This is a genomic window from Aequorivita sp. KMM 9714, from assembly GCF_011065475.1.
Lineage (GTDB): Bacteria > Bacteroidota > Bacteroidia > Flavobacteriales > Flavobacteriaceae > Aequorivita > Aequorivita sinensis.
The window spans coordinates 540,256-555,887 of sequence record NZ_JAAGRO010000001.1 but is presented as its reverse complement, the minus strand read 5'-3'; the positions used below and the strand labels follow the sequence as shown (position 1 = coordinate 555,887).

General features: G+C 35.1%; 10 protein-coding genes. 8 read left to right on the top strand and 2 right to left on the bottom strand.

From position 1 onward, the window contains the following. The first annotated feature begins 58 nt into the window (after positions 1-58). The 3 genes from G3A46_RS02510 to G3A46_RS02500 all read left to right on the top strand — a co-directional run bounded on the left by G3A46_RS02510 (position 59) and on the right by G3A46_RS02500 (position 2,496). Positions 59-973: an LD-carboxypeptidase gene (locus G3A46_RS02510; protein ID WP_165145805.1), complete on the top strand. Its 915-nt coding sequence runs from the start codon at positions 59-61 to the stop codon at positions 971-973. 407 nt (positions 974-1,380) lie between these two features. Further along, entirely contained in the window at positions 1,381-2,010 is a 630-nt protein-coding gene (locus G3A46_RS02505; protein WP_165145802.1) for a hypothetical protein, read from the top strand. A 123-nt stretch (positions 2,011-2,133) separates the two neighbouring features. Further along, the gene (locus G3A46_RS02500) at positions 2,134-2,496 is read left to right on the top strand and encodes a YraN family protein (protein ID WP_165145799.1); all 363 of its coding nucleotides are present in this window, start codon (positions 2,134-2,136) and stop codon (positions 2,494-2,496) included. A gap of 57 nt (positions 2,497-2,553) precedes the next feature. On the opposite strand, the gene G3A46_RS02495 is transcribed toward G3A46_RS02500, so the two are convergent. Further along, positions 2,554-3,882, bottom strand: coding sequence for a TlpA disulfide reductase family protein (locus tag G3A46_RS02495; RefSeq protein ID WP_165145796.1), 1,329 nt, complete (start codon positions 3,880-3,882; stop codon positions 2,554-2,556). A 143-nt stretch (positions 3,883-4,025) separates the two neighbouring features. Between G3A46_RS02495 and epsC the strand changes: the two genes are divergently transcribed. Together epsC and cysM are read left to right on the top strand one after the other, a co-directional pair. Continuing rightward, complete coding sequence (epsC, locus tag G3A46_RS02490) at positions 4,026-4,814, top strand: serine O-acetyltransferase EpsC (RefSeq protein WP_139854302.1); 789 nt, start codon at positions 4,026-4,028, stop codon at positions 4,812-4,814. Further along, on the top strand, positions 4,807-5,691 hold the full coding sequence (cysM, locus tag G3A46_RS02485) for a cysteine synthase CysM (RefSeq protein ID WP_165145793.1): 885 nt from the start codon (positions 4,807-4,809) through the stop codon (positions 5,689-5,691). The genes epsC and cysM overlap by 8 nt, the downstream gene beginning before the upstream one ends. 55 nt (positions 5,692-5,746) lie before the next feature. Here the strand turns inward: cysM and mfd are convergent, their stop codons facing one another. Further along, positions 5,747-9,124 (bottom strand): transcription-repair coupling factor, encoded by a 3,378-nt coding sequence (gene mfd / locus G3A46_RS02480; RefSeq protein WP_165145790.1) that lies wholly within the window; start codon positions 9,122-9,124, stop codon positions 5,747-5,749. Positions 9,125-9,292: 168 nt separating this feature from the next. On the opposite strand from mfd, the gene G3A46_RS02475 reads away from it, so the two are divergent. From G3A46_RS02475 to G3A46_RS02465, 3 genes are all read left to right on the top strand, one after another. After that, positions 9,293-10,645 carry an NAD(P)/FAD-dependent oxidoreductase gene (locus tag G3A46_RS02475; protein WP_165145787.1) on the top strand — a complete coding sequence of 451 codons (1,353 nt, stop codon included), beginning with the start codon at positions 9,293-9,295 and terminating at the stop codon, positions 10,643-10,645. Between the two features lie 114 nt (positions 10,646-10,759). After that, positions 10,760-11,854, top strand: a complete 1,095-nt coding sequence (locus tag G3A46_RS02470) for a hypothetical protein (protein ID WP_165145784.1) — start codon at positions 10,760-10,762, stop codon at positions 11,852-11,854. Positions 11,855-12,004: 150 nt separating this feature from the next. Continuing rightward, entirely contained in the window at positions 12,005-15,457 is a 3,453-nt protein-coding gene (locus tag G3A46_RS02465) for a pyruvate carboxylase (protein ID WP_165145781.1), read from the top strand. Positions 15,458-15,632 lie beyond the last annotated feature (175 nt).

The following is a 15,632-nucleotide window of genomic DNA, read 5'->3' as shown; positions in this document are numbered from 1 at the left end:
TTTTTTGAAAGTACAAAAGTACATATAAATGTAGTAATTTGTGGTTTTAAATCGATTCATGATAACACCAAATACACTTCAAAAAGGTGATACAATTGCGATAGTATCTACCGCTCGAAAACTTAAAAAAGAAGAATTACAACCAGCACTTAAAATTTTAGAAAGCTGGGGATTAAAAGCTGTTTTAGGAAAAACTATTGGAGCCGAAGAAAATCAATTTGCTGGGAATGAAGAATTAAGAGCCGAAGATTTTCAGCAAATGCTCGACAATCCAAACATCAAAGCTATTTGGTGTGCCAGAGGTGGTTATGGTACTGTTAAAATGATTGATATGTTAGATTTTTCTGCATTTCAAAAAAATCCAAAATGGATTATTGGCTATAGTGATGTTACCGTATTACACTCGCACATTCACAATTTAGGAATTGAAACCTTACACGCACAAATGTGCTTAGATATCGAAAATAAAACTGAGGAAACAAGAGAATCAATTCGGAAGGTTTTATTTGGGCAAGAGTATTCAATCGCTTTTAATGATAATACTTACAATAAAACATTTCAACAAAAACAGCAGCTAAGCTCGATTCAAGGCAAAATAGTTGGCGGAAATCTTTCTGTGCTTTATTCGCTCTGCGGAAGTAGTTCTGAAATAAATACTGATGGCAAAATTCTTTTTATTGAAGACTTAGATGAATACCTATATCACATTGATAGAATGATGATGAATTTGAAAAGAAATGGAGTATTTAAAAATTTGAAAGCATTGATTGTTGGCGGAATGACAGATATGCACGATAACACAATTCCTTTCGGAAAAAATGCTGAAGAGATAATATTAGAAGCAGTGAAGGACTATACATATCCTGTATTTTTCAACTTTCCCGCTGGGCATATTAAGGATAACCAAGCGTTGATTTTTGGGAGGAAAGTAAAATTGATCTCTGAAAACGACCAGGTGATTTTGAACTTTTAAAAAATTCAAGTCAGTTGTCAGGTTGAGCGCAGTCGAAACCTTTTTATAATCAAGATTTTCAAGTTCTCGACTGCCCTCGAACGGACATCACTATTTATTACTCAAAATTTCAATGCTTTAATGTTTAATAAAAATGAGATACTTGAGTTTATAAATATTAATTTAAAGACACATAGACTATGTTAATTGGTATTCAAATTCAATTGCAAATTTTCTAATTTGGCCAGATTCTAACTCAAAAGCGTCTTACACTCATCAAAACCCACCAAACTCCATAAACCTCTGACATTCCGCTAAATAGTTTTGTAATTTTAAAACAACTTAAAAATCCATAGTATTTTATATGCCATGAAAATATTCTTTTAAGTGTTTGATTTAAAAATTACTAACCAATATAGGAAACAGTTATGAAAACTAAATTATTATTTCTAGCTACGCTATTATGTTTACTTGTGGCTACACCACTTTATTCGCAAATAACCAAGAGATCAAAAACAAAAGATGCTACAAACCAGAAAATTGCCGCTCCTTCCAATAAAAAATTATTAGACACTAATAAAATTATGGTAATTGATCCTGATAACACAAAACTAGTTCCAGTACGGAAACAAGTGGTACGCGGTCGCATCGATCCTATTACCGGGGAACAGATTCCTCCAACTAAAAGTGGCCCACCAAGTAAAAAGTTGGCTATTACCTTTCCTCATATCTCACAACAATATCCACATTCCAATTTTTATGTTTTAGGAGAGAGTGTATCGGGAAACACTGAAGGACATATTCCCGAAGTGCAACTTCACGGCGAAGGTCCAGCAGGACGTACAGTAGAAGTAAAGATGTTTAGGGTTGATCAAAACAATAAATTGATTCAAGATTGGACTGCCATTCCCGAAAAAATAAGTCCAGATGGGTTTTGGGGAGGGGGAATACCTTGGGGTACACATGAGGATGAAGGAAAAAGCGTGAAACTCAAATTATTAGTTCGGGATGCCGCAAATAAATCAGATATAATAACATTGTTTGTAGGTAGGGAATAATTGTGGGTTGATCTGTGGGATAAAAACCAATAGCTGAGGTTAAAAAAATCATCTTTTAATTTGCTAAATGAGATTTTAAAAGTTGAATCTTGAATTTTGATTTTTCTGTAATTTTAGAGTATTATGGCTAATCACAATGAACTCGGAAAAATAGGGGAAGAAATAGCTGCACAATACTTAATGAAAAACGGCTACAAAATTCTACGTCGTAATTTCTTTTTTGATAAAGCAGAAATTGACATTATCGCCCAAAAAGAAGAAGATACCGTTGTAATTGTTGAGGTTAAAACTAGAAATAGCGACTTTTTTGGCGACCCTCAGAGTTTTGTTACTCCGGGGAAGATTAAAAACCTTGTGAAAGCTGCAAACGAATATATAATTTCAAATGAATTGGACGTTGAAGTTCGTTTCGATATTATTGCCATTTTAAAAAACAAAAAGACCGAAAGTTTAGAGCACTTCGAAAATGCTTTCTATCATTTTTAATGCCTACAAAACTTGCCTACTTTCAAGTTGTAAAAACTATGAAACTCATAGATTACCTTACTGTTTTTTGTAGGCTTCTAAAGTATCAATGATACCAAATAAAGTATTTTGACCTTGAGGCTTTCCGATGATCTTTTTATCCTTATCCAAAACGAAATAAGTAGGAGTTCCTGTTACATTATAATCTAAAGTAATAGCTGCGCGGTCCTCATCCTTTCTCAATACGTGAATAAAATTATTAAGCTGCTCTGTCGTTTGCTTCCAAGGTTCATCCTCCATTTCTAATCCAACAGCTATTACTTTAATTTTATTACTATTTATAGTATTCATCTTTTCATTCAAAATAGGCATTTGTTCCATACAATGAGGGCAGTCTGAGCTCCAGAAAGCCAGGACATAATATTCAGCCACGTCTGTGGAATAGAGTGTGTTTTCGTTATCGTTTTCATCCTTCCAAGTAAAGTTTGGGACTTTAGCTCCAACGGATAGGTTTTTAAATAAGTCCAATTTTTTAATTAGAACAGTATCATCATGTGAGGTGGCAAGGTCTGTCAAATAATTATCGGCTAAATAATTGGCTGCGTTGTTTTTGTTTTTATCAACTAAAGATTGCCAAAACTCCGCTAACACTGTTTTTTGAAATTCAGAATCGCTGTTTTTAAGTTCGAAATATATGTCATTTATAAGAGAGCGATAAAATGTAGAACCTTGAACTAAAGTGAATTCTTCGTAATATTTTTCAATAATTTTTAAAGGAAAAGAGGAGCTCTGTAGTTGCATATCCTCAAAGTCAAAATTGTTAAAGAAATTATTTTTCTTCTCTCCGTAGTATAAGCTTCTATTTTTAAAATCATTTGGGATATACGGCTTATTAGCCTTGACGAATAATGAAGCAAAAGAATTTTTTGATTCATTCTCAGCCCTATTTTGAATATCTATTTGTTTTCTAAGAAGCGTTTTAATCTCTGTGGTATTTGGACTTTCAGAAGTCAATTCCGAATTCAATGCTTTTTCAACAGCCTTCATTTCGTTTAAATACTCATTAAGGATTCTATTTTGAGAATCTGTAAATACTACACCAGTGGTTTCAGAAAAAGTAAATGACACTTCTTCATTTCCATCATATATAAAATCAAAATAGTTGTTTTCTTCTGGTAAATTATAAACCAATCGGTAACTTCCTTTTGAAAGTGAATCGAAATTCAATTTCAACTTTCCATCATTTCCAATTTTGGTGTCTTGTGCATAAGTTTTACCTGTTGGCGTTAAGCGGTATAAAATGGCAAAATCAAAGTCTTCCTTTGGAGAAAATTCTCCTGTCGTAGAATCTTGACAATAAAGAAAGAATGGACTTAAAAGAACTAGAAGTAATATTTTTTTGATCATGATAGTTAATTAATTTACAAAGCTATCAATCTTTTGATTGGAAAAATAATCTTTGCAAGTTAGTAGGTGGGGATTACTTTTTTTATTTCTGTAACTTTAGAAGATTAAACCCACTTTTTTAATTTCAACATTAAAAATACAATATGAACGACGATATAATTCAAGCTATAGAAAAGCAAAAGGAAAATCCGAATTTAAAGTATCGATTAAAAGTTCGCACAGAAGTATTTACAGATCTTTTATTCTTAACACTCTTCGATTCAGAAACATCAGTTTCTAAAAACCTACAAATCTTGGAAGCAATGTTTGAGGAATTGTCTGACATTGCCTGTTGGAAGCCTGAAAAGCCTTGTAGAAAAATGTGGAGAAACTATGTTGAAAAGCTTCCTGAAATTTTAAAGAAATTAAACAAAGATGCTGAAGCATTTTTAAAAAATGATCCTGCGGCCAATTCTATTGAGGAAATTTATTTGTCGTACCCTGGATTTTACGCCATTGTAATACACAGGTTAAGCCACGAGTTTTATAAATTGAGAATGCCATTGATCCCAAGATTAATGAGCGAATATGCGCATCATATTACAGGAGCAGATATCAACCCTGGGGCTCAAATAGGTGAATCGTTTTATCTAGATCACGCTACTGGGACTGTAATTGGAGAAACAACGATAATTAAAAATAATGTAAAAATTTACCAAGGCGTAACTTTGGGAGCGCTATCGGTAGCAAGAGACTTACGCAACATAAAACGTCATCCTACAGTTGAAGATAACGTAGTAATCTATGCTAACGCAACAATTTTAGGTGGTGAAACTGTAATTGGAGCCAATAGTATAATTGGAGGTAATGCTTGGGTAACCAAGTCTATTGCACCAAATTCATTAGTATCAAACATAAGTCAAGTAAGAGTTAAAACAGCAGAAAATGTATAAAAACATCATAGATTTTATAGGAAACACTCCACTGATAAAAGCAACCCATTTGGTAAACAATCCAAACGTCACCCTGCTTTTAAAATTAGAAGGACAAAATCCTGGTGGTAGCGTAAAAGATCGTGCAGCTTACAATATGATTAAGTCGGCATTAGATAGAGGTGAAATTGATAAAAACTCTAAACTAATTGAAGCTACTAGTGGTAATACAGGAATTGCTTTAGCGATGATTGCTGGGATATTTAAGTTGAGTATTGAACTTGTTATGCCTGAAAATTCTACCAAAGAGCGAGTTCAAACTATGCGTGCCTATGGAGCTAAAGTTACATTAACCTCAGCCGATATTGGAATTGAAGGCGCAAGAGATTATGCAGAAAGGAAGGTAACAGAAGAAGGTTATTATTCTTTCAATCAATTTGCAAATGATGATAATTGGAAAGCCCATTATAAAACCACCGGTCCAGAGATTTGGAATGATACTGACGGTAATATAACGCATTTTGTTTCGGCAATGGGAACAACAGGTACAATTATGGGAGTTTCAACATTTTTAAAAGAAAAGAATAAAGACATTCAAATTATAGGTGCACAACCTACCGATGGAGCTAAAATCCCTGGAATTAGAAAGTGGCCAGAAGCTTATCTACCAAAAATATTTAATCCAAAAAAAGTTGATCAAGTTATTGAAGTTAGTGAAGAAGAAGCTACAAAAATGACGAAACGCTTAGCCGAAGAAGAAGGCGTTTTTGCCGGAATGAGTAGCGGCGGAAGTGTTGCAGCTGCCTTAAAACTAATTGAAACTATAGACAGCGGAGTTGTGGTAGCGATAATTTGCGACCGTGGAGATCGATATTTATCCTCTCCACTGTTTGATTAAACCTCAATTTAATTTCAAAACTAACTGGTTTTAAAAACCTGTTAGGTTTGAAATACTAATCTTTAAATAACTCCATTGCCTGAAGTGCTTTATTAACAGAAGTAATATTTTCAAAAGTTAAAAGCAATCGCAAGCCATTGCGAGTTTGTTTCTCTTTCATAGTCACTTTTCGAGGATGGCTCTGAACGTATTGAAGCACTTTTGTAAAAGTTGGGCTTTGATAAAAAGCACTTTGTTGGTCTGCGATAAAATACCCAACCATTTTATTGTTTTTAATAACCAATCGCTCTAAGCCCATAGAAATAGCTAGCCATTTCAACCTCACACTGTTTAACAAGTCTTCAGCCTGTATTGGCAGCTCTCCAAAACGATCAAGCAACTCCTTTTCAAATTTTTGAAGCTCATTCTCGTCTTTGAGCTCGTTTAACTTGGTATAAAGATTTAGTCGTTCAGTAATATTATTTACATAATCATCCGGGAAAAGCAATTCAAAATCCGAATCGATTGTAATTTCCTTTACAAATTTCTTACTACTCAACGGAGCTGAAGAATCTTCGTAGAGATCTTTAAATTCTTTTTCTTTTAGTTCTTCAATGGCTTCAGATAGAATCTTTTGATACGTATCAAAACCAATTTCATTAATAAATCCACTTTGTTCACCTCCTAGTAAATCACCCGCACCGCGAATTTCTAAGTCCTTCATCGCGATGTTTATTCCGCTTCCCAATTCTGAAAATTGCTCTAATGCGGTAATTCGCTTTCGTGCATCGTCAGTCATCGCAGAATAGTCTGGAGTGATAAAGTAACAGAATGCCTTTTTATTGCTTCTACCCACTCGCCCACGCATTTGGTGTAGATCTGAAAGACCAAAATTATTAGCGTTGTTAATGAATATAGTGTTCGCATTAGGCACGTCCAATCCACTTTCTATTATTGTGGTAGAAACCAATACATCAAATTCATTATTCATAAATCGAAGCATTAGGTCTTCTAGTTTCTTACCATCCATTTGCCCGTGACCAATACCTATTTTAGCATCCGGCACCAACCTTTGTATCATTCCAGCAACTTCTTTAATGTTTTCTATTCTGTTGTGAACAAAGAAAACTTGTCCGCCACGCGAAATTTCATATTGAACAGCATCGCGAATATTCTCCTCACTAAAACGAATAACGTGCGTCTCTACTGGATAACGGTTTGGCGGCGGAGTAGTGATTACCGAAAGATCACGTGCAGCCATTAAACTAAACTGCAACGTACGCGGAATTGGCGTAGCAGTTAATGTCAATGTATCTACATTTTCCTTTATAGTTTTTAGTTTATCTTTTACTGCAACTCCGAATTTCTGCTCTTCATCTATAATTAGCAATCCCAAATCTTTAAATTCGACCGATTTATTTACTAACTGGTGTGTTCCAATTACGATATCTAAGCGGCCATCTTTTAATCCTTCCAAAACTGCTTTCCTTTCTTTCGCAGTTCTAAATCTATTTAGGTAATCGACTTTCACTGGCATTTCGGAAAGTCTTTCAGAAAAAGTCTTAAAATGTTGAAAAGCCAAAATAGTTGTAGGCACTAAAACAGCAACTTGTTTTCCGTTATCTACCGCTTTAAATGCAGCTCGAATAGCTACTTCTGTTTTTCCGAAACCAACGTCACCACAAACCAATCGGTCCATCGGGCGTTCGTTTTCCATATCTTTTTTCACGTCTTCGGTAGCAGAACTCTGATCTGGAGTATCCTCATAAATAAATGAAGATTCCAACTCTGCTTGTAAGTAACTATCAGGATCATACGCAAACCCTTTAAGAGTGCGTCTTTTTGCGTAAAGCTCAATTAAATTAAAGGCAATTTCCTTAACTCGGGTTTTGGTTTTTTGCTTTAGCTTTTTCCAAGCATCGCTACCCAATTTGTAAATTTTGGGCTCTTTACCATCTTTCCCGTTATATTTTGAAATCTTGTGAAGACTATGAATACTCAAGTATAGAATATCGCGTTCGCCGTAAAAAAGCTTGATGGCTTCCTGCATTTTCCCTTCTACTTCAATCTTCTGTAAACCTCCAAATTTCCCTATCCCGTGATCGATATGAGTAACATAATCCCCCACTTCAAGGTTGTTTATTTCCTTTAACGTTATCGCTTGCTTCTTGGCGTAGCCATTCTTAAGTTGAAACTTATGATAACGTTCAAAAATTTGATGGTCGGTGTAGCAAACTATTTTCAAATCATCATCAATAAACCCTTGAAACAAAGGAAAAACAACTGTTTCAAATTGATTTACATTTTGTTCGGCATCCTCAAAAATGTCGTGAAAACGTTTTGCTTGCTGTTCGCTACTGCAAAAAATGTAGTTTTTATAACCGTTATCTGTGTTTTCATTTAAATTTTCAATTAGCAAATTGAATTGCTTATTAAATGAAGGCTGTGGCTTGGTTGAAAATATTACCGAAGACACTTTTTCTAGTCGATTGGCATCTTCTTTTAAATTTCTTCTTCCCTTTACATTTAATGTAACAGTTGTAAACTCTGTAAGTTGCCCTTTCAGCAATGTAGAATCGCAAAATAACTCTGAAGGCTTTGCTCGTTTTATTTCAGAATCGATTGCGTTAAAAGCTTCGGTTGCTTTTTTGAAAAGATTATCTATTGCACTGCTAAAAAGTTCTTCGTTTTTTAGAAAAACCACTGTTTTAGAAGCGATATATTTTAGAAAAGACTCTCGGTTTTCATCGATTATCTTGTTTTCAATATTTGGAATTATTGAAACTTTTTTTATTTGTTCTAATGAAAGCTGTGTTTCCACATCGAAGGTTCGAATACTATCTACATCATCACCAAAAAACTCAATTCGATATGGTTCATCATTACTAAAACTGAAAACGTCTAAAATTCCTCCGCGAACCGAAAACTCACCTGGTTCTGTAACAAAATCAGTGCGTTTAAAACGATATTCAAACAAGATTTCGTTTACAAAATCAATTGAAAGCTGATCGTTTACCGCTATTTTTAGGGTGTTTTGTTCTAATTCCTTTCTAGTAACAACTTTTTCAAAAAGTGCCTCGGGATAAGTGACGATAAATGCGGGTTTTTTTCGAGAATTAATTCGGTTTAAAACCTCACTTCTCAATAAAACATTAGCGTTATCCGTCTCTTCTATTTGATATGGCCGGCGATAACTTCCAGGATAAAAAAGCACATTTTTATCACCCAAAAGGTTTTCCAAATCGTTAAGGTGATAAGCAGCTTCCTCTTTATCATTCAAAATAAAAAGAAAAGGCAAATCGGTATTTTTAAAGGCTTGGGCCAAAACCATCGAAATGGAAGAGCCAACAAGGCCTGATACTGAAATTGCTTGTTGCTTTTGGGATATAGCTTCTCCTAGTTTTTGCGTTTGCAAAGACTGAGAATACAGTGAAGTAGCGAATGTTTTGCTCATTGAGCGGCAAATTTAATCCAAACCTATCAGGTTTTCAAAAGCTGACAGGTTTTAATTTCAACTTTATCATTTTAATAACACACATCCCTGAAATGAATCTGTATTTTTAGAATTAACTGAAACTACATCCCATAGGTTTAAATCCTTAGGTGTTTAAAAATTTAAGTAATGGCGTTTAAAGAATACGATGTTTTTGTAATAGGAACTGGCACGGCGGGTAAAACTGTAGCATACGATTGTGCTGCCGAAGGAATGAAAGTTGCAATCGCCGACAACCGTGAATTTGGCGGAACTTGCTCTCAAAGAGGATGCGACCCTAAAAAAGTTTTAGTTGGATTTACCGAAGCCATACAACTTTCAGAAAACTTGAAGGGTAATGGTATCACTTCTATTCCTAAAATTGATTGGATAGATATACAAAAATTTAAATCGAAATTTACTGATGCTGTTCCATCCGTAACTGAAAAAGAGTTAAAAAAAGCAGGAATTTCCATGTATCATCAATCGCCAAAATTTTTAGATGAAAACACACTATCGGTAGAAGGGAAAACTGTAAAGGCTAAGAAAATAGTTATCGCAACAGGGCAAAAACCAATGGAACTAAAAATTCCCGGAAGAGATTATTTAAAAATTAGTGACGATTTTTTTGAGCTAGAGGAACTACCAGAAAACATAGTTTTTGTAGGCGCGGGATATATAGGGATGGAATTTGCGCACATTGCTGCTCGCTGTGGAGTAAAAGTTACCGTAATTGAATTTTCAGATAGGCCTTTAGGTCCTTTTGAAGCCGATATTGTTGAACACCTCACAAAAGCTTCAGAAGAAATTGGAATTAAATTTATTTTTAATGCCATGGTTACCGAAGTAGAGAAGCTTCAGAAAAACTATAGAGTTTCATTTGAGGTAAATGGTAAAACTGAATCGGTCGATACTCGAATGGTCTTTAATACCGCCGGTCGCGTTCCTTCTATAGACGAATTAGATTTAGAAAAAGGAAATGTAGCATTTGAAAAGGGAGGAGTTTCAGTAAATGAATTTCTTCAAAACACAACTAATAAATCTGTTTATGCTTGCGGTGATGTTTCAGCAAGTGGGTCACTGCCGTTAACCCCAACATCTTCTCAGGAAGCTCGAGTTGTTTCTTTAAATATTAGAAATGGGAATAAGACTAAAATGGATTTCCCGCCAGTGCCTTCTGTGGTTTTTACAATTCCTCAGGTTGCAAGCATTGGAATGACCGAAGAAGAAGCAAAAGATAGAGGTTATAATTATGTGATTGAATACAAAAGTGTTCCTAAATGGTTTAATGCAAAACGTGTAAACGATAAAATCTACGCCTATAAAACCATTGTCGATAAAGACCGAGACATTGTTCTTGGTGCACACATCATAGCTTCTGGAGCTGGTGAAATGATCAATCTTTTTGTGCTAGCAATGTGTGGAAAACTTACCACTAAAAATATAAAAGCAATGATTTTTGCCTATCCAACTTGGGGGAATGATATAAAAGGGATGGTTTAAGGGAATAGAAATTTGAAGATGAAGATGAAATGAAGTAAAGGAATTGATCAGAATTCTACATTCATACTCCATAATTCTGAAAACCCTTATATTTAAAGAATATTTACCGCAATTATGCCAAGTCAAAATAAACTCATTTCAAAAAAGAAACCCACTTACCCTATTACTGATAGGTTTTTAAAGTATTTAACCCGTCACGGGAGAACCATTAAAATTCCTATTTACTACGACGATTTATTGCGATTTCAGGGGTCTGTTTCCGTATATGATAAAAATGGAAAAGACACACTTTGGGTGAGAGTTTACTATTCTGAATTTGAAACAGAAGAAATAAATGAGAGCTTAAAAAAAGTATATTCCATTTTACATTCTGATGGAAACGAAACTATTTTACCTTTCTTAAATATTGATAGTGTAGACTACTGCACCTTCGGAAACTCTAAACCATTTCGTATTAAAGTTCGTAATATTCTTAACGATAATTACCTCTATATCTACATTAAAAAAGCAGATGCTTCCCGAATTTACGGTTTAGAACTTGAGGATTTACTTTCGCCAAACCACATTAACTTTTTGGTGAGAAAAAATACTTTAATAGAAGAGCATATCTCAGGAATTCCTGGTGACGAATTTATTAACAACCATTTAGATGATTTGTCTAAAAGGGATAAGCTAGAGATAGCTAAAGAATTTGTAAAATTCAACGAACGCTGTTTTATACGTCTTCTTGGGGATATGCGATCTTACAACTATGTAATGGTACTTACTCACGATTTTGACCGTATTCAATATAGAATTCGCGCCATAGATTTTGACCAACAGTCTTATGAAGGGAATGCAAAGGTTTACAAACCTCAATTCCTAAAAGAAAACAACAAGTTAGTTGAAATGACAATGGAACTTCTACAACAAAAATCTATCGACCAATATATTAGTGAAGAAAGGTCTTTGTTGGCAAAGCGAGCTACAAATGAGAAAAAAAGGTTGAAAGCTTTAATAAATTGTATGAAAGAAGATTCTATTTCACCTCCCGAAAAGATTGAAGAGTTAAAAATGGATCTTTTTGAACTCACAGGTGATGTGAACTTTAAAAAAGCAATTAATATGGGGCAGGTATTGGAAAGCGCATTAGCCTTTGTAATTCGTAATTACAAAAATGTAAATCCATATATCATAAGAAGAAAAAGACAGCAGCGCCCTCAGCCTTAGAACAAAACACAGTATTTCTAGCTCATTTTAACACTAATTCATCCTATTTAAGGCTTTGAATTATTGATAATTCTTTTGTTTTATTTTCATATTAAAGCATAGCCTTGTTTATCTTTATAGCCTTACATATATCCTTATAAAATACAATCCATGAAGATAAAGAAAGTTTTGGTGGCTAACCGTGGTGAAATAGCCATTCGAGTATTGCGAGCCTGTTCAGAAATTAATTTGCAAACAGTTTCTATCTATACTTTTGAAGACCGCTATTCACAACATCGCTATAAGGCTGATGAATCTTATCAAATAGGTGAAAACGACCAGCCTTTAAAACCCTATTTAGACGGAAATGCAATTATTGAACTTGCAAAGTCTAAGAATGTAGATGCCATTCACCCCGGATATGGATTTTTATCTGAAAACTCTGAATTTGCTCGAAACTGTGCCAAAAACGGAATTATCTTCATAGGTCCAGATCCAAAAGCTATGGACGCTTTAGGAGATAAAATTACTGCCAAAAAAATTGCAGAAAAATGTGGAGTACCTATTATTAAAAGTAATGAAAAGGAATTATCTTCTTTAAAAATTGCCATTTCCGAAGCAAAAAAAGTAGGTTATCCTATTATGTTGAAAGCTGCCTCTGGTGGTGGTGGACGCGGAATGAGAATCATTCGCACTGAAGACGATTTAAAAAACAATTTCGATTCTGCAAAAAGCGAATCGCTTAATGCCTTTGGCGACGACACTATGTTTCTCGAGAAATACGTTGAAGACCCTAAGCATTTAGAAGTTCAAATAGTAGCCGATAACCACGGAAATATTCGCCATTTATACGAGCGAGACTGCTCGGTACAAAGGCGTCACCAAAAAGTTGTTGAAGTTGCTCCCTCTTTTAACGTTTCCCAGAGCGTAAAGGATGCACTTTATAAATACGCAATTAAAATTGCAGAGGAAGTAAATTACAATAACGTAGGTACAGTTGAATTTTTGGTTGATAAAGATGACAACGTTTTCTTTATTGAAGTGAATCCACGAATTCAAGTAGAGCACACAGTTACCGAAATGGTAACAGGAATAGACCTTATAAAAACTCAAATTTTTATTGCGGGAGGCTATAAATTAAGTGATAAACAAATTAAAATTTACGGGCAAGATTCACTTGCAACATATGGTTTTGCTATGCAGTGCCGTATTACAACCGAAGATCCCGAAAATAATTTCACCCCCGATTACGGAACTATTACTACCTATCGCAGTGCGGGCGGAATGGGAATCCGTCTAGATGCTGGTAGTATCTATCAATCCTATAGTGTAAGTCCTTTTTTCGACTCTATGCTTGTAAAGGTCTCTGCCCACGGACGAACATTGGACGGTGCAGTGCGTAAAATGTCACGCGCACTTAGAGAGTTTAGAATACGCGGTGTAAAAACCAATATTCATTTTCTTCAAAATGTAATACACAACGATACTTTTAAAGAAGGTAGAGCTACGGTGAATTTTATTGCCAACACCCCTTCTCTATTCGAAATAAAACTTCCACAAGATCGTACTTCTAAAATTGTAAATTATTTAGGAGAAGTAATTGTAAACGGAAACCCAGATGTAAAGACCATCGATAAAAACAAGGTTTTTAGAACACCTAAAGTTCCAAAATTTGATAGAAGCCAAGAATTTCCAAAAGGCACAAAAGATATGCTCACGGAAATGGGACCCGAAAAATTCTGTGCTTGGCTAAAAGATGAAAAGAAGATTCATTATACAGACACAACAATTCGCGACGCGCATCAATCATTACTCGCTACCAGGATGCGTAGTTACGACATGCTGAAAGTAGCTGAAAGTTTTGCCAAAAATCACTCAAATACATTTAGTATTGAGATGTGGGGAGGTGCAACTTTTGATGTTTGTCTTAGATTTTTACATGAAAGCCCTTGGACGAGATTACGCGAACTTCGCAAGTTGATGCCAAACATACTTTTCCAAATGCTACTTCGAGGCTCTAATGGAGTTGGTTACAAAGCATATCCTGATAATTTAATTGAAAAATTTATTGAAACCTCTTGGGAAAACGGAATTGATATTTTTAGAATTTTCGACTCATTAAACTGGGTGAAAGCAATGGAGCCAAGTATTAACTATGTTCGAAACAAAACTGGCGGAATTGCCCAAGCAGCAATTAGCTATACAGGTGATATTCTTAACCCAAATGAAACCAAATACACCCTAAAATATTATACGCAACTTGCAAAAGACTTAGAAAATGCCGGGGCGCATATGATTGCGATTAAAGATATGGCCGGTCTTTTAAAACCTTATGCCGCTGCAGAACTGGTGGCTGCTTTGAAAGACACGGTTAAAATTCCATTGCACTTGCACACTCACGATACTTCATCAATACAATCTGCTACCTACCTAAAAGCTATTGAAGCGGGAGTTGATGTTGTAGATGTTGCTTTAGGCGGACTTTCGGGGCTTACCTCTCAGCCAAACTTCAACTCTATTGTTGAGATGATGCGCAATCAACCTCGAGAAAACAAATTTGACATCACCAAACTGAACGAGTTTTCTAATTATTGGGAAGACGTTCGCGAAATGTATTATCCTTTCGAATCTGGTTTAAAAGCAGGAACAGCGGAGGTTTACCAACACGAAATTCCAGGAGGACAGTATTCAAATTTACGTCCGCAGTCGGAAGCACTTGGCTTAGGCGATCGTTTTGATGAAGTGAAAAAGATGTACGAGCAGGTAAATGGTATGTTTGGAAATTTAGTAAAAGTAACGCCAAGCTCAAAAGTAGTTGGAGATATGGCTATTTTTATGGTTACAAACAACCTTACCCCAGAAGATGTTATGCAGCGTGGAGAAGACATTTCCTTCCCAGAATCTGTAATCAACTTCTTTAAAGGGGATCTTGGACAGCCAATTGGAGGTTTCCCAAAAGAACTTCAGAAGATAATTTTGAAAAACAACGTGGCTTATACCGACAGACCCAACGCACATCTAGAGCCAATAGATTTTGATGCAGAATTCAAGATTTTCCGTAAGAAATTTCAACAAGGCTTTACAAGACAAATTGAGTTTGAAGATTTCTTATCCTATAGTTTATACCCACGTGTTTTTGAGGACGCACACGAAAAGTATAAGCAATATGGCAATGTTGCTATTCTTGCTACTGAAAATTTCTTCTACGGAATGAAACTTCGCGAAGAGGCTATTATTGAATTAGAGCCAGGGAAGTCTATTATCGTTAAATTGCTTTCGGTAGGAATACCTAACGAAGACGGAATACGTATTGTTTTCTTTTCGGTAAATGGGGAAAACAGATTTATTCAAATTAGAGATAAATCTATTAAGGTAGAAAAAGAAGTTCACGTAAAAGCCGACACTCAAGATCCAAATCAGTATGGAGCACCTTTACAAGGAAGCCTATATAAGGTATTGGTAAAAAAGGGGCAGAAAGTGAAGAAAAACGATCACCTCTTTATTATTGAAGCAATGAAAATGGAATCTACAATCACAGCAAATAAAGACGGAAAAGTGAAATCTATCACCCTTAAGCCTGGAACTATGGTAATGAAGGACGATTTAATTATAACACTTGAATAAGGGGAAATTGAAATCGAAATTGAAATCGAAACTGAAACTGAAATCGAAACTGAAATTGAAGTTGAAGTTGAAGTTGAACTGATATAAGAATAAAGAGCAATGAAATTTTAATTGGTGAGGTCTGCTAGGCTTTGTGCTGAGAGAAGCATGAGCGATCCTTGTAGGGCTCAACGAA

Bases quoted from the DNA above. Each gene is read 5' to 3' on its own strand.
- G3A46_RS02510 (WP_165145805.1), top strand. From the start codon at position 59: ATGATAACACCAAATACACTTCAAAAAGGTGATACAATTGCGATAGTA.
- G3A46_RS02505 (WP_165145802.1), top strand. From the start codon at position 1,381: ATGAAAACTAAATTATTATTTCTAGCTACGCTATTATGTTTACTTGTG.
- G3A46_RS02500 (WP_165145799.1), top strand. From the start codon at position 2,134: ATGGCTAATCACAATGAACTCGGAAAAATAGGGGAAGAAATAGCTGCA.
- G3A46_RS02495 (WP_165145796.1), bottom strand. From the start codon at position 3,882: ATGATCAAAAAAATATTACTTCTAGTTCTTTTAAGTCCATTCTTTCTT.
- epsC (WP_139854302.1), top strand. From the start codon at position 4,026: ATGAACGACGATATAATTCAAGCTATAGAAAAGCAAAAGGAAAATCCG.
- cysM (WP_165145793.1), top strand. From the start codon at position 4,807: ATGTATAAAAACATCATAGATTTTATAGGAAACACTCCACTGATAAAA.
- mfd (WP_165145790.1), bottom strand. From the start codon at position 9,124: ATGAGCAAAACATTCGCTACTTCACTGTATTCTCAGTCTTTGCAAACG.
- G3A46_RS02475 (WP_165145787.1), top strand. From the start codon at position 9,293: ATGGCGTTTAAAGAATACGATGTTTTTGTAATAGGAACTGGCACGGCG.
- G3A46_RS02470 (WP_165145784.1), top strand. From the start codon at position 10,760: ATGCCAAGTCAAAATAAACTCATTTCAAAAAAGAAACCCACTTACCCT.
- G3A46_RS02465 (WP_165145781.1), top strand. From the start codon at position 12,005: ATGAAGATAAAGAAAGTTTTGGTGGCTAACCGTGGTGAAATAGCCATT.